This is a genomic window from Paraburkholderia phenazinium (assembly GCF_900142845.1).
GTDB lineage: Bacteria > Pseudomonadota > Gammaproteobacteria > Burkholderiales > Burkholderiaceae > Paraburkholderia > Paraburkholderia phenazinium_A.
In genome coordinates this window covers 1,851,226-1,872,283 of sequence record NZ_FSRU01000001.1, presented here as the reverse complement: position 1 = coordinate 1,872,283, position 21,058 = coordinate 1,851,226, and the positions used below count along the sequence as shown (strand labels likewise).

Annotated in this window: 21 protein-coding genes; 9 read left to right on the top strand and 12 right to left on the bottom strand. The window is 64.0% G+C overall.

The features are described from left to right. Window positions 1-168: 168 nt before the first annotated feature. The 4 genes from BUS12_RS08215 to BUS12_RS08200 form a co-directional block, all read right to left on the bottom strand. Window positions 169-900, bottom strand: coding sequence for a FadR/GntR family transcriptional regulator (locus tag BUS12_RS08215; protein WP_074295240.1), 732 nt, complete (start codon window positions 898-900; stop codon window positions 169-171). A 160-nt stretch (window positions 901-1,060) separates the two neighbouring features. Continuing rightward, complete coding sequence (locus BUS12_RS08210; RefSeq protein WP_074295239.1) at window positions 1,061-1,960, bottom strand: LysR family transcriptional regulator; 900 nt, start codon at window positions 1,958-1,960, stop codon at window positions 1,061-1,063. Between the two features lie 162 nt (window positions 1,961-2,122). Beyond that, window positions 2,123-2,896, bottom strand: coding sequence for an SDR family oxidoreductase (locus BUS12_RS08205; RefSeq protein WP_074295238.1), 774 nt, complete (start codon window positions 2,894-2,896; stop codon window positions 2,123-2,125). 165 nt (window positions 2,897-3,061) lie between these two features. Beyond that, window positions 3,062-4,033 carry a LysR family transcriptional regulator gene (locus BUS12_RS08200; protein ID WP_074295237.1) on the bottom strand — a complete coding sequence of 324 codons (972 nt, stop codon included), beginning with the start codon at window positions 4,031-4,033 and terminating at the stop codon, window positions 3,062-3,064. Window positions 4,034-4,134: 101 nt separating this feature from the next. Between BUS12_RS08200 and BUS12_RS08195 the strand changes: the two genes are divergently transcribed. The 6 genes from BUS12_RS08195 to BUS12_RS08170 all read left to right on the top strand — a co-directional run bounded on the left by BUS12_RS08195 (window position 4,135) and on the right by BUS12_RS08170 (window position 10,491). Next, window positions 4,135-5,211, top strand: coding sequence for an ABC transporter ATP-binding protein (locus tag BUS12_RS08195; protein WP_074295236.1), 1,077 nt, complete (start codon window positions 4,135-4,137; stop codon window positions 5,209-5,211). Window positions 5,212-5,289: 78 nt separating this feature from the next. Beyond that, entirely contained in the window at window positions 5,290-6,003 is a 714-nt protein-coding gene (locus tag BUS12_RS08190; protein WP_074295235.1) for an HAD-IA family hydrolase, read from the top strand. Window positions 6,004-6,007: 4 nt separating this feature from the next. Next, window positions 6,008-7,345, top strand: a complete 1,338-nt coding sequence (locus BUS12_RS08185) for an NAD(P)/FAD-dependent oxidoreductase (protein WP_074295234.1) — start codon at window positions 6,008-6,010, stop codon at window positions 7,343-7,345. Between the two features lie 38 nt (window positions 7,346-7,383). Next, window positions 7,384-8,250: an ABC transporter permease gene (locus tag BUS12_RS08180; protein WP_253190034.1), complete on the top strand. Its 867-nt coding sequence runs from the start codon at window positions 7,384-7,386 to the stop codon at window positions 8,248-8,250. Beyond that, the gene (locus tag BUS12_RS08175; RefSeq protein WP_074295232.1) at window positions 8,247-9,041 is read left to right on the top strand and encodes an ABC transporter permease; all 795 of its coding nucleotides are present in this window, start codon (window positions 8,247-8,249) and stop codon (window positions 9,039-9,041) included. Before BUS12_RS08180 ends, BUS12_RS08175 begins: the two co-directional genes overlap by 4 nt. A 22-nt stretch (window positions 9,042-9,063) precedes the next feature. Next, on the top strand, window positions 9,064-10,491 hold the full coding sequence (locus BUS12_RS08170; RefSeq protein ID WP_074295231.1) for an aldehyde dehydrogenase family protein: 1,428 nt from the start codon (window positions 9,064-9,066) through the stop codon (window positions 10,489-10,491). Between the two features lie 89 nt (window positions 10,492-10,580). On the opposite strand, the gene BUS12_RS08165 is transcribed toward BUS12_RS08170, so the two are convergent. From BUS12_RS08165 to BUS12_RS08145, 5 genes are all read right to left on the bottom strand, one after another. Further along, window positions 10,581-12,269, bottom strand: a complete 1,689-nt coding sequence (locus BUS12_RS08165) for a GMC family oxidoreductase (protein WP_074295230.1) — start codon at window positions 12,267-12,269, stop codon at window positions 10,581-10,583. Window positions 12,270-12,365: 96 nt separating this feature from the next. Next, the gene (locus tag BUS12_RS08160; RefSeq protein ID WP_074295229.1) at window positions 12,366-13,424 is read right to left on the bottom strand and encodes an ABC transporter substrate-binding protein; all 1,059 of its coding nucleotides are present in this window, start codon (window positions 13,422-13,424) and stop codon (window positions 12,366-12,368) included. A 199-nt stretch (window positions 13,425-13,623) separates the two neighbouring features. Beyond that, window positions 13,624-14,334 (bottom strand): lytic transglycosylase domain-containing protein, encoded by a 711-nt coding sequence (locus tag BUS12_RS08155; protein WP_253190033.1) that lies wholly within the window; start codon window positions 14,332-14,334, stop codon window positions 13,624-13,626. Between the two features lie 148 nt (window positions 14,335-14,482). Continuing rightward, window positions 14,483-15,682, bottom strand: coding sequence for a pyridoxal phosphate-dependent aminotransferase (locus tag BUS12_RS08150; RefSeq protein ID WP_074295227.1), 1,200 nt, complete (start codon window positions 15,680-15,682; stop codon window positions 14,483-14,485). A gap of 327 nt (window positions 15,683-16,009) precedes the next feature. Continuing rightward, window positions 16,010-17,533, bottom strand: a complete 1,524-nt coding sequence (locus BUS12_RS08145) for an RNA polymerase factor sigma-54 (RefSeq protein WP_074295226.1) — start codon at window positions 17,531-17,533, stop codon at window positions 16,010-16,012. Between the two features lie 374 nt (window positions 17,534-17,907). On the opposite strand from BUS12_RS08145, the gene BUS12_RS08140 reads away from it, so the two are divergent. Further along, complete coding sequence (locus BUS12_RS08140) at window positions 17,908-18,246, top strand: BON domain-containing protein (protein ID WP_074295225.1); 339 nt, start codon at window positions 17,908-17,910, stop codon at window positions 18,244-18,246. 153 nt (window positions 18,247-18,399) lie between these two features. Here the strand turns inward: BUS12_RS08140 and BUS12_RS08135 are convergent, their stop codons facing one another. Then, window positions 18,400-18,852 carry a PA2169 family four-helix-bundle protein gene (locus BUS12_RS08135; protein ID WP_074295224.1) on the bottom strand — a complete coding sequence of 151 codons (453 nt, stop codon included), beginning with the start codon at window positions 18,850-18,852 and terminating at the stop codon, window positions 18,400-18,402. Window positions 18,853-19,267: 415 nt separating this feature from the next. On the opposite strand from BUS12_RS08135, the gene BUS12_RS08130 reads away from it, so the two are divergent. Beyond that, on the top strand, window positions 19,268-19,504 hold the full coding sequence (locus BUS12_RS08130; protein ID WP_074297254.1) for a hypothetical protein: 237 nt from the start codon (window positions 19,268-19,270) through the stop codon (window positions 19,502-19,504). A 29-nt stretch (window positions 19,505-19,533) separates the two neighbouring features. Here the strand turns inward: BUS12_RS08130 and BUS12_RS08125 are convergent, their stop codons facing one another. After that, window positions 19,534-20,115, bottom strand: coding sequence for a hypothetical protein (locus tag BUS12_RS08125; protein WP_074295223.1), 582 nt, complete (start codon window positions 20,113-20,115; stop codon window positions 19,534-19,536). A gap of 45 nt (window positions 20,116-20,160) precedes the next feature. Beyond that, on the bottom strand, window positions 20,161-20,496 hold the full coding sequence (locus tag BUS12_RS08120) for a DUF1488 family protein (RefSeq protein WP_074295222.1): 336 nt from the start codon (window positions 20,494-20,496) through the stop codon (window positions 20,161-20,163). A 42-nt stretch (window positions 20,497-20,538) separates the two neighbouring features. Here BUS12_RS08120 and BUS12_RS38085 point away from each other — a divergent pair, with 42 nt between their 5' ends. Further along, window positions 20,539-20,853: a hypothetical protein gene (locus BUS12_RS38085; protein WP_143788282.1), complete on the top strand. Its 315-nt coding sequence runs from the start codon at window positions 20,539-20,541 to the stop codon at window positions 20,851-20,853. Window positions 20,854-21,058: the final 205 nt, after the last annotated feature.

The following is a 21,058-nucleotide window of genomic DNA, read 5'->3' as shown; positions in this document are numbered from 1 at the left end:
CGAGGCGCTGTGACTCGATGACAAACGCATACGCTCACTCTACTGCGGATTCCCGCTGCTTGAGCAATTTGCCGTATACGTCCTCAACCAGTAAGACTGGTCTTGTTGGTCTGACCAAGAATATAAGGAAGTTGGCAGGACGTGTCAATCGGCTGAGTCAGGTCGCAATCAGGACGGCTTGGCCGCCTCTTCCTCATACAATTCGCGCACAAACGTCAGATGACGCTCGGCCGCCTTGCGGGCCTTCTGCGCGTCGCGCGCCATCACGGCGTCGAAGATCGCCTGATGCTGGGTCAACAGTTGGCGCTCTTTTGCGTCGTCGTAATCGATCAGGCGGTGGTATTGCCGCATCCCTTCGCGGATCAGCGTGTGGATGCCGTGCATCACGTGAGCCAGCGCGACGTTGTGAGTCGAATCGGCGATTGCCAGGTGAAAGGCCGCGTCCAGTTCGGCCAGGTTCGCACGGTCGCTGGACAGCGAGCCGGCCTTCAGCGCTTCGAATGCGCTGCGGATCTTCTCGAGATCCGCGGCGGTGGCGCGTTCGGCGGCGTAGACCGTGGAGATGGATTCCAGACCCTGGCGCAATTCGAGGATATCGGCGCTGGTGCGCGGATTCTGCAGCAGCAGTTCGGCGAGCGGCTTCGAGATGATCGGCGCGGTGACGTCCACCACGGTGAAGCCGCCCCGCCCCGAGGTTTCGATGTAGCCGTCCGCTTCCAGCCGGATCAGCGCCTCCCGCAACGACGGCCGAGACACGCCCAGTTGGGTCGCCAGATCGCGTTCGGCGGGCAAGCGGTCGCCCGGCATCAACGCGCCGTCCGAGATCAGGCGCTTGATCTGGTCGGACACGACATCGGACAGACGTTTGCGCGTGAAGGACTGAATCGGGTCGAATTGCATGGGCTGGGTTGGCGTGGCGGTAGAGGTCCCGACGACGGGCCGCGGCGATGGTGGTGCTCGCCAGGCCGCCGATGCGCGTGACGTTTCTACTAGATGGAGCGGTGCGCAACGACGGGTTGGCGCAATTATAGCGTCCGCCTTCTGTGCTCCAACGCACGCCTCAATCGAACCGGCTCTGCAACAGGCTGATCAACCAGCTCACGAACACCTCGACGCGATCGGCCCGATGCCGCCAATGCGGATAGATCGCCGACACCTGCATGGACGGCGCGCGCCACGCGGGCAACACGTCGACCAGTTCGCCCGCGTCGAGATGGTGCTGCACATCGTAACGCGGAATCTGGATCAACCCTAACCCCGACAGGCAACAGGCGATATAGGTCTCCGCATTGTTCACGGCCACGTGGCTGCGCATGGGCATGTTGATGGTCTGCTCGCCGCTTTGATACTCCCAGGTGGCCACGCGCGCGGCGCCTGACGACGCATAATCGATCGCCCAGTGCCGCGATAGATCCTCGGGCGTATGCGGCACGCCGTGCTTCGCCAGATACGCGGGGCTCGCGCAATTGATCAGCGTGAGCTGGCCGAGCGGCCGCGCGACCAGACTCGCACTATTCAGCGGGCCCACCCGGATCGCGCAATCGACGCCCTCCTGAACCAGGTCGATCGGACGATCGGTCGAGCCCAGCACCACCTGCACATTCGGATAGCGCTCGAAAAACGCCGGCAGCGCGGGCGCCACCAGCCGCCGCGCAATCCGGCTCGGCACGTCGACGCTCAGGCGTCCCGCGATCTCCGTGGGCGCCTTGCGGAACAGGCCGTCGATATCGTCCGCGTCGGCCAGCCAGCTACGGCTGCGTTCCAGCAGCGTCTGCCCGTCCGGGGTCAGTTGCACCAGCCGCGTGGTCCGGTGTAACAGGCGCGCGCCCATGCGCTGCTCCAGTTGCTGGATCGCCAGCGAAACCGTCGCACGCGGCAAGTTCAGCGCCTGCGCGGTCTTGATGAAACTGCGCTTGTCGGCCACATGCACGAAGACCCGTAACAGGTCGACCTGATCCATTGAAGTCGCACTCCCTTTGCTCTTTCACGGTTGAGACTGAAACACGAATGCCGCGCAGGCACAAGCAAGGTCAAAGACGTGCGGAGGGATGGCGGTTGTGTTGCGAGGAATCGTCACTGCTGCGGGCGCCGCAGCAGTGACCCGCGACGGGCGATGCAGCGGCTAGCGGGTCGTATAACCGCCGTTGGCGAAGATTGTCTGGCCGGTGATCCACCAGCCGTCGGTAACGAGGAATTTGACAATCGGCGCAATATCGCCGATTTCGGTGAGGCCGCTTTTGGTCTGCTTGCTGAGCGCCGCAGCCGTCGCGTGATAAGCCGCAGACTCTTTCGATTCGGCCGGATAGAAGAACGGCGTGTCCATCGGCCCCGGGCCGATCGCATTCACCGAAATGCCGCGCTCGCCGAACTCCTTCGACGCCGCCCGCGTGTAGTGCTCGATCGGCGCCTTGCTGCCCGGATAGATCGAATAGAACGGCGTATAGGCCGACAGCAGCGACGTCACGATGGTCACGACCTTGCCGTTGTCCGCCAGCTTCTTGCCTGCTTCCTGCAGGAAGAAAAACGCCGCTTTCGAATTGACCGCGAAGATCGTGTCGTAATCCTGCTCGGTCACTTCGACGATCGGCTTCTTGATCACCATGCCGGTGGTGTTGACGGCAACATCGATCTTGCCGAACTGGCTCAGCGCTTCATCGAACAGCCGCGTAACGTTTTTCGGCTGGGTCAAGTCGCCCTGCACCGCAATCGCCTTCGCGCCGGCGGCCTGCACGGCGGCGACGGTTTCTTCCGCCGCGCCGCGGGTGGCGTCGCTGTTGTAGTGGACCACCACTGCCGCCGCCCCGCCTTTGGCGAGCTCGCGGGAAATCAACCCGCCCAGGTTCTTCGCACCGCCCCCAATCAGGACAACCTTGCCGTTTAGAGAGTGATCTGCCATGACGTCCTCCAGGACATTGAGTGGGAGACCAAGTATAGGAGGAGGGATGGCCGCTATTGGACCGTCGTGGCTGGATGCAAAGTCCAGCAAACCTGAACAATGCGGATGGCGGGACGGCGCGGGCAACAACACCGTGCGCAATGTTGCAACCACAACACACACCACCTAACCGATCACCAACCCCGCCTCCGCCAGCAAGCGCCGCAGCCCCAGCTTCGGATAGGTCCGATCGACCGCGCGCACATCGGCGTGCGTTTCCTCAATGATCCAGTCGCGCACTTCCGCCGCAACCGGACGCAACACCCGATTCTCCGGCCACACCAGACAGCAGCGCCGGTTCGTCACGATGAGCTCCTCTTCGGCGGGCAACAACGCGCCCTCCAGGAGCCAATGCGACACCACGTTGAGCCAGCCGAGCGCGACACCCTGCCCGAGCAGCGCCGCCTGCACGACGATGGCGTAGTCGTTGAAGCTCAGCATGCCCACGGCATGCCGCCCATGTGCCGCGAACGCCTCGAAGCGGTCATGCCAGCCGCGCTCGCCGTCGTCCATCACGATCACCGTATCGCCGTGCTCGCGGCCCGTCCCGGTCGCGGCCGTCTCGTGATAGCGCCGGTTGCACACCGGCAGCAGCGTCTCCGGCATCACAAGCACGCTGTTCTCGCCGATCTCGTCCTCGTGCAGGAAGCGCATGCCGAGATCGACATCGACGAGCGGGCCGCCGATGCGTCCCGAGATCAGCTGAAATCGCAAATCGACATTCGGAAACGCCTGGTTCAGCCGGTTCATACGCGGCATCAGCCAGTGCGTGGTGAACGCGGTGGACACCGACAGCGTGACCGACTCGACACCCGTCGCACGCGCCTCGATCTCGCGTATCGCGCCTTCTATGCCATTGAAGCCTTCGGAGATTTTCCGGTAAAGGATCCTGCCGTTCTCGGTCAGCTCGATCCCACCGCGCACGCGCTCGAAAAGGCGCACGCCGAGATGGTCTTCCATGCGCGCCAGCATGCGGCTCACCGCCGGCTGGCTCACGTATAACTCCTGCGCCGCGCGCGTGAAGTTGCCGCAGCGCGCGGCAGCTTCGAACACGAACAGCGCATTGGCGCTCGGCAATTTTTTGCGAAGGTTAGGCATGACCTGATGTTATGCCTTGTCCAACAATTTGGGAATTGCCGCCAATAATGACGCGGCCTATATTTTCCCTGACGCAGGCCTCAACAGCGAGACAGGACGCAATGGACGCACGAGCGAAAACAGGTGTTTCGATCCGATCGGCAGCGAAGCGTTATGGGCCAGTAGTGGCTCTCGACGACGTATCGCTCGACATCGCCCCCGGCGAATTCGTCTCGCTGCTCGGACCGTCGGGGTCGGGCAAGACCACCCTGCTCGGCATTCTCGGCGGCTTCGTGCAGCCGAGTTCGGGTGCGGTCTGGGTCGGCGAGCGCGACATTACATTTGCGCCGCCGCACAAGCGGGACATCGGGATTGTCTTTCAGAACTACGCGCTCTTTCCGCATATGAGCGTCGGCGAGAACGTGGCGTTTGCGCTGCGCGCGCGCCGTCAGCCCAAATCGACGTGGGCCAAGAAGGTCGCCGATGCGCTCGCGATGGTGGAACTCTCGGGCTACGAGAGCCGCGGCATCGGTCAACTGTCCGGCGGCCAGCGCCAGCGGGTAGCGCTCGCCCGCGCGATGGTCTTCGAACCGCAACTGATCCTGATGGACGAGCCGCTCTCCGCGCTCGACAAGCAACTGCGCGAAACCATGCAGATCGAGCTGCGGCGGCTGCATCGCAAGCTCGGCGCGACGATCGTCTACGTGACGCACGACCAGCGCGAGGCGCTCACCATGAGCGACCGCGTGGCCGTGCTGAAGAACGGCCGGCTCGTGCAGATCGACACGCCAGAGCGGCTCTACGACCGTCCGTGCGACGCGTTCGTGGCGAGCTTCATCGGCGAGGCGACGCTGCTCGCCGTGACGCGCGCCGGCGACGATGCCGTGCGTCTCGGCGACACGGTTTTGCGCACCGCGCACCCGCTGCCGCGCGGCGACAAGCTGCTGCTCGCGGTGCAGACCGAAAAACTCGTAATCGACGGCGGCGATCGGCGTGACGGCGTGAATCGTCTGTCTTGCCATGTCACCGAAGTGCTGTACCAGGGCGAAAGCCTGCGCGTGTTCGCAACGCTCGCCGACGGCACCGCCATCAGCCTCAGGCAGCCGGGCGGCCACGACGCGCGCCGGCGCATCCCGGAGCCGGGCACGCCGATGAGCGTCGCGCTCGATCCGCAGGACACGATCGTCGTGCCCGCCTGACCCCACTCATTTTTCGGCCGCCCACGCCTGGGGTATTCCCTCTCCCGTTTTCACAGCAAACAGCAAAAGGATGATTTCATGAAGCTCACCGATTTCAAGGTCCTGACGTTCGACGTCGTCGGCACACTCATCGACTTCGAGCGTGGCGTGCTCGCCTCCGTGCGGCGTCTCGGCGGCCCTGCAGCGCAGGACCTGACCGACGACCAGATCTTCGAGCCGTACATGCGCGGCCGTGCTGCTCATCCGGGCCGCTCGAGCCACGAAATGGCGAACGTCTACCTGTCGCTGGCGAAGGAACTCGGTCTGCCCGACGACATGCAATCAGCCGCCGCGTTCCAGCGCGACGTACTCGAATGGCCCGCCTTCGCGGATTCGGTCGCCGCGCTCAAACGTCTGCGCAAACACTTCCGCCTGGTTGCCATGACCAATGCGGACCGCGTCGCGCTGTCGGCCTACGCCCACACGCTTGGCGACCCGTTCGACGACACGGTCTGCTGCGACGAAACCGGCGTCGCCAAACCCGATCCGCAATTCTTCGCGTACAACCGGGGCCGCCAGGCCGCATTCGGCTACAAGTTCGGCGAGATCCTGCACACCGCGCAAAGCCAGTACCACGACATCGGCGTTGCCACGAAACTGGGCTATGCGACCTGCTGGATCGAGCGCCGTCAGGGCAAGCGGGGGTTCGGCGCCACACCGGTGCCTGAAGCCGTCACGACGCCGACGTTCACGTTCCCGACGCTCGCCGCGCTCGCGGACGCCGTCGAAGCCGAAGCGCGCCTCGCCGCCTGAGCCGATGCTCGCGCCGACAGCACGCCCCTCGTCCCTGCCTGAGTCGCTCTGGCAAGCGCTCGCTGCCGCCTCGCCCGATGCGGGCGCGGCCATGCATGCCGGCGTGCCGCTCGCGCGCGATCTCGACGTCGAAGTCGCGGTGATCGGCTCGGGCTACTCGGGTCTCGCCGCAGCCTATGCGCTGCAAAAACGCGGTGTCGGTTGCGCTGTACTCGACGCGAACCCGGTCGGTTGGGGGGCAAGCGGGCGCAATGGCGGCGTGGTGTCGTCGAAATTCAGACTGTCGTTTCCCACCATCGACCAGGTGCACGGCCTCGATACCGCGAAGCGCATGCACCGGCTCGCGCATGAAGGCGTGCGGGTCGTCGAATCGCTGGTCGACGAGTTCGGGCTCGCGCGGGCCCGCTTCGAGCATACGGGCAGCCTGCGCTGCGCACACACCGAGCGCGCGCTCGCGGCGATCTGCGCCGAAGCCGACTGGGTGCGCACGAAGCTCGGCGATACGTCGATGAGCGTGCTATCGCGCGCCGAAGTCGAGCGCGAGACGGGGTCGAAGGGGTTTGCCGGCGGTGTGCTGAGCGCCGATGCCGGCACGATCCTGCCGCTCGAATACGTGCGCGGACTCGCGCGCGGCATGACGCTGCGCGGCGTGCCGATTTACGAATCGACACCGGTACTGCAGATGCATCGCGCACCCGGCGATAGGCACGTGACGTTGAGCACGCCGGGCGGTACGGTGCGTGCGAAGCAGGTGATCGTCGCGACCAATGCCTATTCGGATCTCACGCCGGCCACCTCGCCGTATCAGCGCGAACTCGTGCCGTTCCGCAGCGCAATGATCGCCACCGAACGCCTGCCCGCCGATCTCGATGCGCGTCTGATGGTCGAACGCCGCAGCTACACGGAAACACGGCGCATGATGAAGTGGTTCCGCAAGGTGGACGGCCGCATGCTGTTCGGCGGTCGCGACGCATTCGGCAAGGAAGGTCAGATGACCGGCTTCGATGCGCTGCAGCGGGCGATGGTCGCGCTCTTTCCCGCTCTCGCCGGCGTACGCGTGGCGTATCGCTGGTCGGGCTATGTCGGCATGACGTTCAATTCGCTGCCGCATGTCGGGCGCAGCGACGATGCCACGACCTTCTGTCTGGGGTATAACGGAGCAGGCGTCGCGATGGCCAGTCTGCTAGGACAGCATGCCGCCGCGCTTGCCCTCGGCGAGACGCCCGAGCTTTCGCTGCTCGGCGCGCCGGGTCTGCGGCCGGTGCCTTTTCATTCGCTGCGCGCGCCGGGTGTGAGGCTCGTCGCCGCGTGGTATCAGTTTCTCGACGCCGTAGGTGCATGATGACGACCGCCAAACGGATGCTCCAAGGACCCACATTGATGCAGGCCACCCAGTCCGATCCTGCCGCGCGCTACCAGCGGCGCGAAGATCGCACGATGCTTCTCCTGATGGCGCCGGCGCTCCTCGTGATCGTCGTGCTGCTCGTTGTGCCGCTCGCCTGGCTGTCGTGGCAGTCGATCTATCACGACGGCTTCACGCTCGAAAACTATCGGCGCATGTTCACGGGCGCCTACCTCGAAACCTTTCTGCTCACGTTCAAACTGAGCATCATCGTGACCGTCGTCACGCTGATGCTCGGCTATCCGGTGGCCTACTTCGCGGCCTCGCTGTCACCCAGGCTGAGCGCGCTTGTCCTCGGCATGGTCATCCTGCCGTTCTGGACGAGCGTGCTTGTGCGCACTTACGCATGGCTCGTGTTGCTGCAGCGCACGGGCCTCGTCAACAAGGCCTTGATCGCCTCGGGCCTGATCGACCGGCCGGTGCAACTCGCCTATAACCAGTTCGGCACGGTCATTGCGATGGTTCATATCCTGCTGCCGTTCATGGTGCTGCCGCTCTTTTCGGCCATGCAGAAGATTCCGTCGAATCTCTCGCAGGCGGGCGCGAGTCTCGGCGGCTCGCCGCTGCATGTATTCATGCGTGTGTTCCTGCCGCTTTCGATGAGCGGCGTGTTCGCCGGTGTCACCCTCGTGTTCGTGCTTTGCCTCGGTTTCTACATCACGCCCGAGTTGATGGGCGGCGGCAAGTCGATCATGGTGTCGATGGTGGTGAGCCGCAACGTCGAGATCTATAACAGTTGGGGCGCGGCTAGCGCGGTAAGCGTCGTGCTGCTGATCTGCGTGTTCGCGATTTTCTACGCCGCGAGCCGCGTGGTGCCACTCGAAAAGACCCTGGGCGCGAAATGACCAAGTTTTCGTTCGGACGGATCGTCCTCGGCGCGGCGGTCGTGCTGATCCTCCTGTTCCTCATGATACCGGTGCTGATCGTCGTGCCGCTGTCGTTCTCCGACACGCGCTTCATGACTTTCCCCCCGCCGGCCTATTCGCTGCGCTGGTATCACTCGTTCTTCGACAACCCCGCATGGATCGACGCCGCGCGCACCACGCTGACCGCTTCGACCTGCGCCGCGCTGCTCGCGACCCCGCTCGGTGTATGCGCCGCCTATGCGATTCAGAACGGCACGCATTGGATCATGCGCTATCTGCGCACCCTGCTGATGCTGCCGTTGATGGTGCCGATCATCATCGTCGCGGTGGGCGTGTTTTTCGTCTACTCGCAGGCCGGCTATGTGAATACGCTCGGCGGGCTGATTCTCGCGGATACGATGCTCGGGCTGCCGTATGTGCTGATCTCGGTCGGCGCCGATCTTCGTACCTTCGACCGCACCCAGGAAATGGTCGCCCGCAGCCTCGGCATGAATCGCTTTCGCAGCTTCATGACGGTGACGCTGCCGCAGATCAAGGCAAGCGTGATCTCCGGCGCAGTGTTCGTATTCATTCAGGCGCTCGACGAAACAGTGGTCGCACTCTTCGTGTCGGGCGGCTCGAACCAGACGCTGACGCGCCGCATGTTCGTCACGCTGCGTGACGAGATCGATCCGACCATCGCCGCAATCAGCACGATGCTCACCGCGCTGACCCTTTGCCTCGTGATGATCGTCGTCGTAAGCCGGCGCGCCGCCACGGCGCGAGCCTGAACTCCTCCTACGCGCGTCTCACATGATCAATGCACTGAAGTTCTATATCGACGGCGCGTGGGTCGAGCCGTCGGGCACGGCACGCCTGCCGGTGATCGATCCCTGCACCGAAGAAGCGTTCGCCGAAGTGGCAATGGGCACGCCCGCCGACATCGATCGCGCGGTCGCTGCGGCAAAACACGCGTTCACGTCGTTCTCGCAGACTACGCCCACCGAGCGCCTCGCACTGATTCGCCGCATTCTGGAAGTCTTTCTCGAACGTCACGATGAGATGGGCGAAACGATTTCTCGCGAGCTGGGCGCCCCACGCGCGATGGCGCATGCGTGGCAGGCGGGGATCGGGCGCCGGCATCTCGACGAGCTGATCCGCACATGCGAAACGTTCGCGTGGCAACGCCAAAAAGGCACGACGCTCGTCAATCACGAACCGGTAGGCGTTGTCGCACTCATCACGCCGTGGAATTGGCCGATCAATCAGATCGTCTGCAAGGCAGCGCCCGCCATCGCGGCCGGCTGCACGATGGTGCTGAAGCCCAGCGAAGTGACGCCGCTCAACGCGTTGCTGTTCGCGGAAATTCTCGACGCCGCGGGCGTGCCGCCGGGCGTCTTCAATCTCGTGAACGGCGATGGACCGACCGTCGGTGCGGCGCTTGCGGCGCATCCCGATGTCGACATGGTGTCGTTCACCGGCTCGACCCGCGCTGGCGTCGAGATCGCAAAGCTCGCGGCGCCGACCGTCAAGCGCGTACATCAGGAGCTGGGCGGCAAGTCGGCCAATATCCTGCTGGACGACGTCGATTTCGACGCAGCGGTGACGGCAGGTGTCAACGCCTGCTTCAACAACAGCGGCCAGTCGTGCAATGCGCCGACGCGCATGCTCGTGCCCGAGGCACGCCATGACGAAGCCGTGGCGATTGCCCGGCGCGCGGCGCAAGCGCATTGCGTCGGCCCCGCCGGCGATGAGCGCACGACCATGGGGCCGGTTGTCAGCAGCGTGCAGTTCGAGCGCGTGGAACGGTTGATCGCGGCCGGCATCGACGAGGGCGCGCAGATCGCGGCAGGTGGGCTCGGTCGGCCGCAAGGTCTCGAACGCGGCTATTACGTGCAACCCACTGTGTTCGCGAACGTGCGTCCTGCAATGACGATCGCGCGTGAAGAGATCTTCGGACCCGTGCTCGCGATCATGCCGTATCGCGACGAGGAAGAGGCAATTGCGATCGCGAACGACAGCCCCTTCGGCCTCGCGGCCTACGTCCAGTCCGCCGATCTCGAACGCGCGCGGCGCGTGGCGTTCCGGTTGCGGGCAGGCAGCGTGTACCTGAACTATCCCTCATGGGACGCCGGCTCGCCTTTCGGCGGCTACAAGCAATCGGGCAACGGGCGCGAATACGCGGAATGGGGACTCGAAGCGTTTCTCGAGGTGAAGGGTATCGTGGGATATGGAGACTGAAGGCGACTCGGCGCGCCCGCGGTCACCGAGCACCTCAGCGGTTTCCGGGCCGCGCGCTGCGGGTTCGCTGCCCCGGGTCGGCACGCCGGTCAGGGGCGGCCACGCAGCATATCCGCGATACGCTCCGCGATCATGATGGTCGGCAGATTCGTATTGGCGCAGGGTATCGACGGCATCAGCGACGCATCGCATACGTATAGCCCGCTGACGCCGTACACGGCGCCACGCGCATCGCAAACCGCGAGCGGATCGTCGGCGGTGCCCATCCGGCAGGTTCCCGACGGATGCCAGGTGCCGCCCACCGAGCGCGTGACGAATTTCGTCAAGGCACGATCGTCGGCGAGCAAGTCGTTCAGCGTCACGCCCTGAGTGACCACGCGTCGCACGAGCCACGCGCGAAACGGACCCGCAATGTCCAGCAGCGCGCTCAGCATGCCGCGTTGCAACGCATTCCACGCACCGGGCACGGCCACACTCGCCACACGCGGCGAATAGCTCGAAGGCAGCAGCGTCGTGCGATGCTTCGCCATCATCGGATCGGCCAGCGTTTCAGCGCCGAAGCGCAGCGCCCGCTTCAGGCGTTCGAGATCGCGCGCATCGGACAGCATGTTGAAATCGACAGCGGGCTCGCAATGCGGACTCGCCGAGGTTAGTGTCACACGGCCGCGCGAGTAGGACTTGTTCACCCAGAAGAAGATCGTGCCGAGCCGGTAGCCGACTGAATGCCAGCCTGAACGCGACAGGATCGCACCGTGCATGTCGCCGGGGACCGTGCCGGGCATGCCTGACGAAAAGCGCACGATGGCCTGCTCGTGATGCTCGTCGGGAAACGGCGTGCGCGCAGTCCACGGCAAAACCGCGGAAACAGCGATCGACGGATGCTCCATCAGATTGCCGCCGACGCCGGCTCGATCCGCGCGTACCTCGATACCGAGCGCGGCGAGCTCAGCGGCCGGTCCGATGCCGCTTCTCATCAGCAGCGCGGGACTGTGGATCGCGCCAGCGCAGACAATCACGTGCGCGGCGCGCAATTCTTCAGCCACGCCATCCCGGCCCTCACCGGCGACGATGCGCGCGCCGACTGCGCGCGTGCCGTCGAACAGCACGCGCTCGACGAGCGTTCCGGTGCGAATCTCGAGGTTCGGGCGGGCGCGCACCGCGTCGTCGAGATAGCAGACCGAGGTCGGGATACGCTCGCCGGCCTCGCTCACGGCAATCGATCCGATGAACGTACCGTCCTGCCACACGCCATTCTGGTCGTTGCGCCGGACGTGGCCGTGCGCATCGAGCGTGTCGAGTACCGCGCGCACGAAAGGCGAAATGCGTGCCCCGTTCGCGCGCTGAATGCGGACCGGGCCGCTCGTGCCATGCAACTCGCCGTCGAAGTCGCAATCGGATTCGAGTTTGCGGAAGTACGGCAGGCACGCGCTCCAGTTCCAGCCGTGTGCGCCGAGCGCGTGCCATTCGTCGTAATCGGCAGGCGCGCCGCGATTCGCCATCAGCGCATTGATCGCCGAGCCTCCGCCGAGCAGGCGCGCCTGTTCGTAACGGCGTGTCGTCGCCGACGTACTCATGCGCGCCTTCAGGCGCTGCCAGATGTTCGCCGTGTCGAGATAGGCGCGGCCGGGATACCGGCTGCGCACGGCAGCGGGCATGTCCGTCCGCGAGATGTTGCGGCCGGCCTCGACTAGGCAGACGGTCTTGCCGGCCTCTTCGGACAGGCGCGCCGCGAGCACGCAGCCGGCCGAACCGCCGCCGAGAATCAGATAGTCGATCACGTTCGCTGAGTACGCAGGCGTTGAACTGTGCGGGGCCGGCGCGGCAGGGCGAGCCCGCGAGGCTGTCAGCCCGCGTGCAGGCAAGCACGCTGCGCTTTACTGCATGAACTTGAGCCAGCGCGCCTTCGCCTGAATCCCGGCGTCCGAGGCCCACCACTCCTCTGACATGAGCGCCTGCTTCGCCGCGTTATCCGGTGAACTCGGCAGCTCGCTCGCGCGCTTCGCGTCGATCTTGCCCGTCTTGAAGGCCGCCGGATTGCCCGGGCCGTAGTCGATGTAGAGCGGCAGGTTCGCCTGCAAGTCCGGCGAGACGGCGGCGTTGACGAACTTGATCGCCTCGGGGAGGTTCGGTGCGTTCTTCAGAATGCATAACTGGGTGTTCTGGAGAATACCGTCGTTGAACGTGAAGTCGATGTCGGGATTATCCTTGCGCACGGCGCTCGCGCGGCCGTTCCAGATCATCGTCATATCGACTTCCCCGTCGTGCAGCAGTTGCGCCGACTGCCCTCCCGATGTCCACCAGACGGTCACGTCCGGCTTGATCTGCTGAAGCTTCCTGAACGCACGGTCGACATCGAGCGGATAAAGCTTGTCGCGCGGCACGCCGTCGGCGAGGAGCGCGGCTTCGAGTACCGTCTGCGGGTCGTTGCGCAACGCGCGCGTGCCGGGGAATCCCTTCACGTTCCAGAAATCGGCCCAGCTTTGCGGCACCTTCTTCAAGGTCTTCTTGTTGTAGCCGATGACCGTCGAATAGAACTCATAGGCGACCGAATACGGCGTGCGGTATTTCTCAGGCATCGCGGCCGCATTGGGGATCTTCGAGAAATCGAGCTTTTCGAGCAGGCCTTCGTGGCCGCCACGCAGACAGTTGGAGGTCGGTGTATCGACCACGTCCCAGATCGGCTTGCCGGTCGCGCCCTGTGCCTTGATCTGCGGCCACGCGTCCGGGATGCTGTCCTGGTTCACGGTGATGTTCAGCAGTTTCGCGGCCGGATCGAGGATCGCCTTCGTCTGCGCTTCCTGATACGTACCGCCTTGGGAGACGAAGGTAATTTGCCCAGCGGCAAAAACAGGCGTTAGACACGCAGGCACCAGACCCGCGACACCAAGAATCAGAACTGCGGCAAGCGGGCGCAACGTTGGCTTCTTGATCACGACTGTGTCCTCGAAACGTTAGGCGAAAGATATCGTGGGTGTAATGCGCGTTGAGCAAAATATAGTGAGTCTATTTTGCGGCGACAACACCGGAATTGTTTTGGTGCCCATGACATCACGTTATGGCAAGAGCGTGACGCCGGCACCCGCTTGTCTTTCGAGGACTGCTGTCAACGTCGTGGTACCGCCGGCTTGACCGCTACAGCCGTTTTCTACGAATTGCCGGGCGGACTCCCGGAATTGCGATCGAGGATTTGACGCATTTATCACCCTGGGAAAAGCAGGAGAACTGCTGCATCTGCAGCGCTACGCGCCGCGCGTAGCCTTTGCCGCCGCCACTGTAGCGCGACAGTGCCGAGTCGACATTGCCGCCCGCGGCGTCGAGATAGCCGCGCAAGATCGACGAGCCGATGGTCACGTTGACGACCGGATCGGAGAGATCCTTGCCGCCCGAGACCAGTTGCGGGTGCGCCGAAGGCAACACCTGCATCAGCCCTTGCGCTCCCGCTGAGCTGACAGCACGCCGGTTGAAGCCCGATTCCGTGGCGATCACGCCAAGCAGCAACACCGGCGACATCGCAAAGCGATCCGCCGCGTCGAGCACCGCATGCGCAATGGCAGTCGACTCTCCGCGCGCCACACGGAATTGCCCTGACAAGATGGTTGCGATTTCAACGAGTGCCGATGCGTTGCCGTCGCTCGCCGGCTGGTTGGCCATGACGGGTACGGCCACTGCCGGTGCAGCCAGGCCCGGCGTGTCGACGCCCGGCGCATCCGTGATCAGCGGCGCTTCGGCCGCCTGCATCGCACTCGCAAATGACAGCGCCAGCATGCCCACCGCCAGTCGCATCCAGCGTGTGGCTCGCGTGGCGCGGCCGTCCCTTCCCCTGTTCGTTTGCTTGTTCTGCATATCGCCCGCTGGTTATTAGCGTGCGATGAACAGTAACGGGAATGGCATATCGGGCGAACAAAAACCCGTCCGCCCGACGTAAACGCCGTATCAAGATCGCAGCGCCTGACGCGCCGCGTGGAACCCGCTTTAGTGCGCTTTCCTCGGCTTAGTCCGCGTTCAAGGCCGGCGCGCTCACCTGCAGGCTCGCGACAAACGCAGCGATACGCTCGCAGGCCTCGGCAAGCCGGACCTCGTCGACCACGAAGCCGAGCCGCACGAAACCGTTGGCGGTCTCGCCGAAGGCGCTCGCATCGAGCAGCGAGACGCCCTGGGCCCGAAACAGTTGCCAGGTGAAATCGACGGTATCGAGGCCGCAGCCGCTGACGTCCACCATCATGAACATGCCCGCTTCGGGCAACAGGCAGCGCAGTCCCTTCACCTGGCTCAAGCGCTCATAGACGACGTCGCGGCGGCGCCGATACACCTCGCGCATCTCGGCGACGATCTGCGCCTTTTGCTCGAACGCGGTGAGCGCGGCCTCCTGGATAAACCCAGGCAACCCATACAGCATGCACAGCGCCAGTCGGCCCAGATGACCGATCAGCTCCTTGGGTCCGACAGCCCAGCCCACTCGCCAGCCCGCCATGGCATGCGATTTCGACAGGCTGGCAATGGTCACGGTCCGCTCGGCCATGCCCTCGAGCGACACAATGCTGACGTGCTCGCGTTCGAACGTCAGGTCGGCATAGACCTCGTCGGACAGCACCCACAAGTCATGCTGGCGAGCCAGTTGCGCGATGCGTTCCAGATCGGCACGCGGCATCACGACGCCAGTGGGGTTGCACGGCGTGGCGAAGAAAATCGCTTTGGTGCGCGGTGTGATGGCCGCTTCGAGCGCATCGCAATCCAGATGGAAACCGCGCGCCGGATCGACCGGCACGGGCACCAGCGTGGCGCCCGAGGCCCGCACGCAGGCTTCGTAGGTCAGATACAGCGGCTCCGGCACGATGACTTCGTCGCCGGCCTCGCACAGGCAAAGCGACGTGGCGAAGATGCCGTTCTGCGCACCGGCGCACAGCATCACGTTTTCCGTACTCACGGCACGGCCGGTAGTGCGCGTGTGCTCACGCGCAATCGCGGCACGCAAGGGCTCGCGCCCCACCACCGTGGTGTAGTGCGTATCGCCACCGCGCAATGCGTCGACTGCCCGCTCGACGATCGCCTCCGGCGTCGCGAAGTCGGGATCGCCCACGCTCAGCACGATCACATCTTCGCCTCTTGCGCGCGCCTGTTGCGCGGCATGGTGAATCTCCCACGCGGACGTACGCTTGCCTTGCAGGCGCTCGACCAGACTTGAATACTTCATCCACGCACTCCTCGCGATGCAGGCAGAGTGGGCCAGCGCCCCCTGTCCCGCCTCGTCGTAGCAGCATGCCGGATGCACCGGCACGCGATGTTCCAGACAGTTCCCATAGACACGTTGCAGCGCCGCGACGAGGACGGCCCTCTGCGGGCCACACGCGCGCGCACTGCAACCGCGCGTATGCGACGCGCGGTCCGGCCATCAATGTAATGGGGCGCGGGCAAAACGTCCATCCTTACGAACGACGTTTTGCGGATAAACCTGGAGGAGGCGTGGAAAACTCAATGCGGGCGACGGCGTTCAAGGGGCGAACGCCGCGCATCTGAAGGCCTAGATCTGGCGACGCAGTTCAGCCGGCGGCACCTTCATCAAGTGCCGGTACTTCGCCACGGTGCGCCGCGCAACCAGCACGCCCTGCTCGGCCAGCATGCGCGCGAGCGAGACGTCCGAGAGCGGATCGCTGGTGTTCTCCGCGGCGATCATTTCCTTGAGCAACGCGCGCACGGCCGCGGCGGAACAGGTACCGCCGCTTTCGGTGCCCAGTTCGCGCGGGAAGAAATGCTTGAATTCGAAAATGCCGCGCGGCGTCGCCATGTACTTGTTGCCCGTAGCGCGCGAGATCGTGGACTCATGCAGGCCGAGTTCTTCGGCGACGTCGCGCAGCACCATCGGCTTGAGCGCGATCTCGCCGTACTGGAAGAAGGCCTTCTGATGCGCGACGATGCATTCGGCCACGCGCTGAATCGTATCGAAACGCTGCTGCGCATTGCGGATCAGCCAGCGCGCTTCCTGCAGTTGCTGCGCGAGCGGCGAACGGCTCGCGCCGGCGGATTGCGCAAACAGCTCAGCGTACATACGATGAATCCGCGCACGCGGCTGCACCGCCGGGTTGATATTGACGATCCACTTGTTGCGCACCTGGCGCACGATCACGTCCGGCACGACATAGTTGTCTTCGGTGCGGCCATAGAAATTACCGGGCTTCGGGTCGAGCTTGCGCACCAGCGCACAGGCCACGCGCAATTCTTCCGCCGAGCAGCCGATCTGCTTTTGCAATTCCGCCTGCTCGCGGCGTGCGAGCCGTTCAAGGTGATGCTCGACGATCTGCAGCGCGACATCGCGCCCGGGCACGTCGTCGGGCATGGCGTGGAGTTGCAGCGCGAGGCACTCGGAGAGCGTGCGCGCGCCGACGCCCGGACGGTCAAGCGCCTGCACGAGGCGCAATGCCACCAGCAATTCGTCTTCGGTCAATACGGGCTCGAGGTCGACGATCGCGGCCAGATCGGCCAGGTCCTGACGCAGATAGCCGTCGTCGTCGAGCGCTTCGATCACGAAACGTGCGACTTCCCGATCGCGCTGGTCGAGCCGGTACAGCCGCAACGCGTCGTGCAACTGTTCACGCAGCGTGGGTTGGGAACGGGCCCAGTCGGCCGGATCGCTGCCTTCGGAATCGCCGTTCTGGCGCGACGAACTGCGGCTGAACGAATCGCCGGAGTATTCGCTGGCGTAGTCGTTCGAGTCGCTGGAATCGCTCGAGTAGTCGCTGGACGCTTCATCCTGAGACACGCTCTCGCGCGTGTCGGCCACCGCGGTGTCGAGCGTCGTCTCGCGTTCGCTCACCGTAGCGGTTTCGCCGGCGACGGCCTCGACGCCGTCACCGCCCGTCGAAGAAGTTGCGAGCGCAACGTCTTCGGTATCGGTGGCGTCGTATTCGAGAAACGGATTCGTGTCGAGGGCAGTCCGCAACTCCTGCTGGAATTCGAGGGACGACAACTGCAATAGCCGCACTGACTGTTGCAACCGCGGTGTCAGTGCGAGCGACTGCCTCGTGCGTAGTTCGATTGAAGGCGGCATTGTAGTCAGGTCCTGTGAACAGTTCGAAAACATCGTGTGGCCTATGCAGAGCAACTGCCGTACCAGCTCTCGCAAACTGCTGTTTTTTCTCAGCTTTAGTTTTTTCGCCGAGGCCGCGCAGGCCATTCGAGCCCCAACTTTTACAATCCGCCGGAAAAATGTTTACAAAGAACCACAACCGGCCGACCAGGCCGCCAAGGCCGCGCAGCAACGGCTTGTGTTGCACCGCACAGCGCGTGAGTCCCTTGCCGCAACGGCATTTGCCGCGTCCGGACCACGCGATAGCCTTACCGGGAACGCTCCTTGCGCTTCGAAGCCATGTGGACGATTAACAGGACCGCATTTTTTATCAACAACACAAAGGAGCTCGACCTATGAAGACCCTCAATTTCATCAAGGCAGCCGGCAGCATCGCCTGTGTCGCTTTCGCCCTGAACGCTACCGCTCAAACGAGCAGCTCGGCGCCGCCCGCTGCTTCGGAAACGATGGGCCAGCACATCGACGACGGCACGATCACCACCAAGGTGAAGGCCGATCTGCTCGGCGCCAGCAACGTGAAATCGACCCATATTCACGTCAAGACCCGTCACGGCGTGGTGTGGCTGACGGGCACGGTGCCGAGCTCGGACGACAAGGCAGCGGCGGCAGAAGTGACGCAAAACGTGAACGGCGTGCAAAGCGTCAAGAACCACCTGAAGGTGGTGGCCGACTAAACCGGAAGCACGCTTGACGGCATCGGCTATGCTGTCGATGCCGGAATCAAACAAAGGGCCGTCCGCATTGCGGACGGCCCTTTGTGCTGGATGGTTCCGGTGATCCGGCAAGACGCCGGCTCACCGAGTCCAGGTTAGTGCCCGCCTGCCCGCCTAGTGCCTGGCGGCCTTGAACTGATCCCGCAGATCGCGAATCCGGTCATGGTTTTGCAGCACACCCTGAAACTGCTGCTCGACGACAATACGGACATCGGCGGGCAGTTCCTTCTCGAGCGCATCGTGATAGCGCTTCTTCGCCACGTCCTCACCCTTTTCGCAGTCTTCGAGAATCGCGTAGTCGGTACGCCCGGCGACAGCCGCTTTGACATCGGTCCAGCCGCGATGCAGTGCGCCACTCACCGTACCGCCGGTTTCCGGCTTGCCGCCCAGCCGTTGGACCACGTCCTGCAGTTCACGCGCGCCGCGCGAGCAGTCTTCGGCTCGTGATACGAAGAGCGTCTTGAGCTGCGCATCGTGCGTATCTTCGGCAGCCTTGCGAAAGCCACGCTCGCCGTCCTTCGATGTTTCGACCAGATCGTTCAATACACTCGTCACGTTGGTAGACATTGCATTCCTCCGGGGTTTCGTGGTTCATCGGATCCGCTGCCGGTGGCAACGGCTCTCCACTTACCCCGCATGCCGCATGCCTGGAGCGCACGCTGCAACGGCGTGCCGGCGCGGCTGCGCAAACGCGTTGGCAAACACATCGGCATACGCGTTTGCAAACGCGTTTGCAAACGCGTTTGCAAAGTTACCCAGCGAAGGTAAATGTTGGCGCAGACCGCAGGCGCGTCCCGCTCCCTCACGCCTCGCCAAGCCCGCTTGGCATGAGCCTCCGCAGCTTTCGCGCCGGGTTTCCAACCAATGGCATGGATGTTGCTGTGCTAGTGCTGCCCACCCTCGCGCGACCCGCTCGTTGATCAGCCGGACGCGCCCCAATCGAAAAGCAATGGGCACGCAACACCGACATAGGGAGAACCTCATGAAAATCAGGAGAGCAGAATTTCTATTGGCCGTGGCGATTGTCACGTCCGCTGCGGTCATGCAGATCCGCGAATACGTCTTGAAGACCGCGCCGCAGGACGCCGTCCAGACACTGTCCTGCGAAACCCCGCATCAGGGCCTCGCGCCGGCGGCCTGCGCTGCCATGCGCAGCGAGCATCCCGTTGACGACGGCGCGACGCATCCGCAACAGTCGGCCCCGCGCATCTGGGTATAACGAAGGCGGGGCAACTATCTAACACGCGCTCAGGCGTGCTTTTCGTTTAACTCGGGCATGGTATCCGGCGGCCGGGTTGGGTCGAAATCGGCCCAACGGCCTTTCTGCCAGCGGCCGGTGGCGCGCTCGATAGCCGTACCGCCCGCATCGCGCAAAAGGCGCGCGGCGTCGTACTGACTGTCCGGCGAAACGTGCACCGCCAGCAACACGCCCGAGTCGCGCGTTTCGTCATGCCGCGGAGTGTGTCGTCCCAGCCTGCCGCCTTCGCGCGTGTGCGACATGGCGCCGACCAGCGAGCCGATATACGCGCCCACCCCTGCGGCAATGACCGACACCAGCACCGGCGCCGCAAACAGCGTAAAGATGCCGACGCCGACCGCCGCGCCCACCACGGCGCCAATCGTTACACCTTTGCCCGCGCCTTTGGGCGCCTCGGCAGCGCCCGCATCGGTGCCGATATCGCCGCCGATCGGATAACGCGCATGTTGTCCAACCGGATTGACGAAGAACAGCGTCACGTCCTCCTCGACGAAACCGCTATTGAACAGTCGTTGTGCGGCGCTTTCGGCCGCGGGAAATGTGGTAAAACGCGCAGCGACGATCAGTGACATATGACCTCCTTTCATCGCGGAAGAGAATGGTGTACACATCCATCACTAGCGGCGACCCGGCTCCATGCCTTCGACCCGGAACAGTCCACTATGCAACACTACTCCACCGCCGTCGTTGCGGTCGAGTTCCTCGGCACACACCGAACGGATTCGGCCACGACCCTGTTCGAATGCCTTGAGCAGGACGTCTTCACGCGCCGAGGACGCGCCGAAGTGATCCTCGAGCGCCTCGGCCGTGATCGCGCACATCACCGGTTCGCCGTCGACCTGCGCCATGAACTGCACGGTCAGGCTCGAACCGTTGAAGCCCGGTTCGTCGTCAGGAAAAGTAATGCGCATGGTGGCGTCCTCATAGGCCGGGCGCGGCAGAATCGCGTTCATGATGCGGCCGGCCCGAATGTCTTCAGGTGCAGTTCGGCGTGTATGGAATACCGGAATTTCATGCACTTTCTCCCTGTTTATAGAGCCGCAGCGACCCTGCGCCTCCGGCTGTTCCGCTTGCGTGGCGAGCGTGCAAGCGACTTCACTTGCGCGGCGCCGGGCATCGCCTCGAACTCGCTTTCGGCCCCGTTCAAGGAGCTAACGAGCAAGACCTATGCCCGTGCAAAATCAGCCGGACTCCACATCCGGATCGTCGGGTTAAAACGGCTCGTCGACGCGGTCCGGTTCGATGTGCGCGCCGGCTGCGAGATTGGCGTCGCCGTCGGCGGACGCAGCACATCCTGCGAGCGACGATAAAATCACAGCATTCCTTATCAAATCGCGAAAAATGCGAAAGGCAGCCAGAACGCGAGGCGCTGCACGCGGAAACCCTCCAACGCAAAACGCCCTCACCCCTGACCGAAACGCGACGCGCACGCTCACCCACAAAGGCGCACCATAGCCATTCGCCGCTTTCCCGCTTTCCAGGCTTTCGCAGCACCACCACCCATTCCCGGAGGAA

What these genes read in the sequence shown, in the direction of transcription:
- BUS12_RS08215 (WP_074295240.1), bottom strand. Translation starts at nt 900, where the DNA reads ATGCAATTCGACCCGATTCAGTCCTTCACGCGCAAACGTCTGTCCGAT.
- BUS12_RS08210 (WP_074295239.1), bottom strand. Translation starts at nt 1,960, where the DNA reads ATGGATCAGGTCGACCTGTTACGGGTCTTCGTGCATGTGGCCGACAAG.
- BUS12_RS08205 (WP_074295238.1), bottom strand. Translation starts at nt 2,896, where the DNA reads ATGGCAGATCACTCTCTAAACGGCAAGGTTGTCCTGATTGGGGGCGGT.
- BUS12_RS08200 (WP_074295237.1), bottom strand. Translation starts at nt 4,033, where the DNA reads ATGCCTAACCTTCGCAAAAAATTGCCGAGCGCCAATGCGCTGTTCGTG.
- BUS12_RS08195 (WP_074295236.1), top strand. Translation starts at nt 4,135, where the DNA reads ATGGACGCACGAGCGAAAACAGGTGTTTCGATCCGATCGGCAGCGAAG.
- BUS12_RS08190 (WP_074295235.1), top strand. Translation starts at nt 5,290, where the DNA reads ATGAAGCTCACCGATTTCAAGGTCCTGACGTTCGACGTCGTCGGCACA.
- BUS12_RS08185 (WP_074295234.1), top strand. Translation starts at nt 6,008, where the DNA reads ATGCTCGCGCCGACAGCACGCCCCTCGTCCCTGCCTGAGTCGCTCTGG.
- BUS12_RS08180 (WP_253190034.1), top strand. Translation starts at nt 7,384, where the DNA reads ATGCAGGCCACCCAGTCCGATCCTGCCGCGCGCTACCAGCGGCGCGAA.
- BUS12_RS08175 (WP_074295232.1), top strand. Translation starts at nt 8,247, where the DNA reads ATGACCAAGTTTTCGTTCGGACGGATCGTCCTCGGCGCGGCGGTCGTG.
- BUS12_RS08170 (WP_074295231.1), top strand. Translation starts at nt 9,064, where the DNA reads ATGATCAATGCACTGAAGTTCTATATCGACGGCGCGTGGGTCGAGCCG.
- BUS12_RS08155 (WP_253190033.1), bottom strand. Translation starts at nt 14,334, where the DNA reads ATGCAGAACAAGCAAACGAACAGGGGAAGGGACGGCCGCGCCACGCGA.
- BUS12_RS08150 (WP_074295227.1), bottom strand. Translation starts at nt 15,682, where the DNA reads ATGAAGTATTCAAGTCTGGTCGAGCGCCTGCAAGGCAAGCGTACGTCC.
- BUS12_RS08145 (WP_074295226.1), bottom strand. Translation starts at nt 17,533, where the DNA reads ATGCCGCCTTCAATCGAACTACGCACGAGGCAGTCGCTCGCACTGACA.
- BUS12_RS08140 (WP_074295225.1), top strand. Translation starts at nt 17,908, where the DNA reads ATGAAGACCCTCAATTTCATCAAGGCAGCCGGCAGCATCGCCTGTGTC.
- BUS12_RS08135 (WP_074295224.1), bottom strand. Translation starts at nt 18,852, where the DNA reads ATGTCTACCAACGTGACGAGTGTATTGAACGATCTGGTCGAAACATCG.
- BUS12_RS08130 (WP_074297254.1), top strand. Translation starts at nt 19,268, where the DNA reads ATGAAAATCAGGAGAGCAGAATTTCTATTGGCCGTGGCGATTGTCACG.
- BUS12_RS08125 (WP_074295223.1), bottom strand. Translation starts at nt 20,115, where the DNA reads ATGTCACTGATCGTCGCTGCGCGTTTTACCACATTTCCCGCGGCCGAA.
- BUS12_RS08120 (WP_074295222.1), bottom strand. Translation starts at nt 20,496, where the DNA reads ATGAACGCGATTCTGCCGCGCCCGGCCTATGAGGACGCCACCATGCGC.
- BUS12_RS38085 (WP_143788282.1), top strand. Translation starts at nt 20,539, where the DNA reads ATGGAATACCGGAATTTCATGCACTTTCTCCCTGTTTATAGAGCCGCA.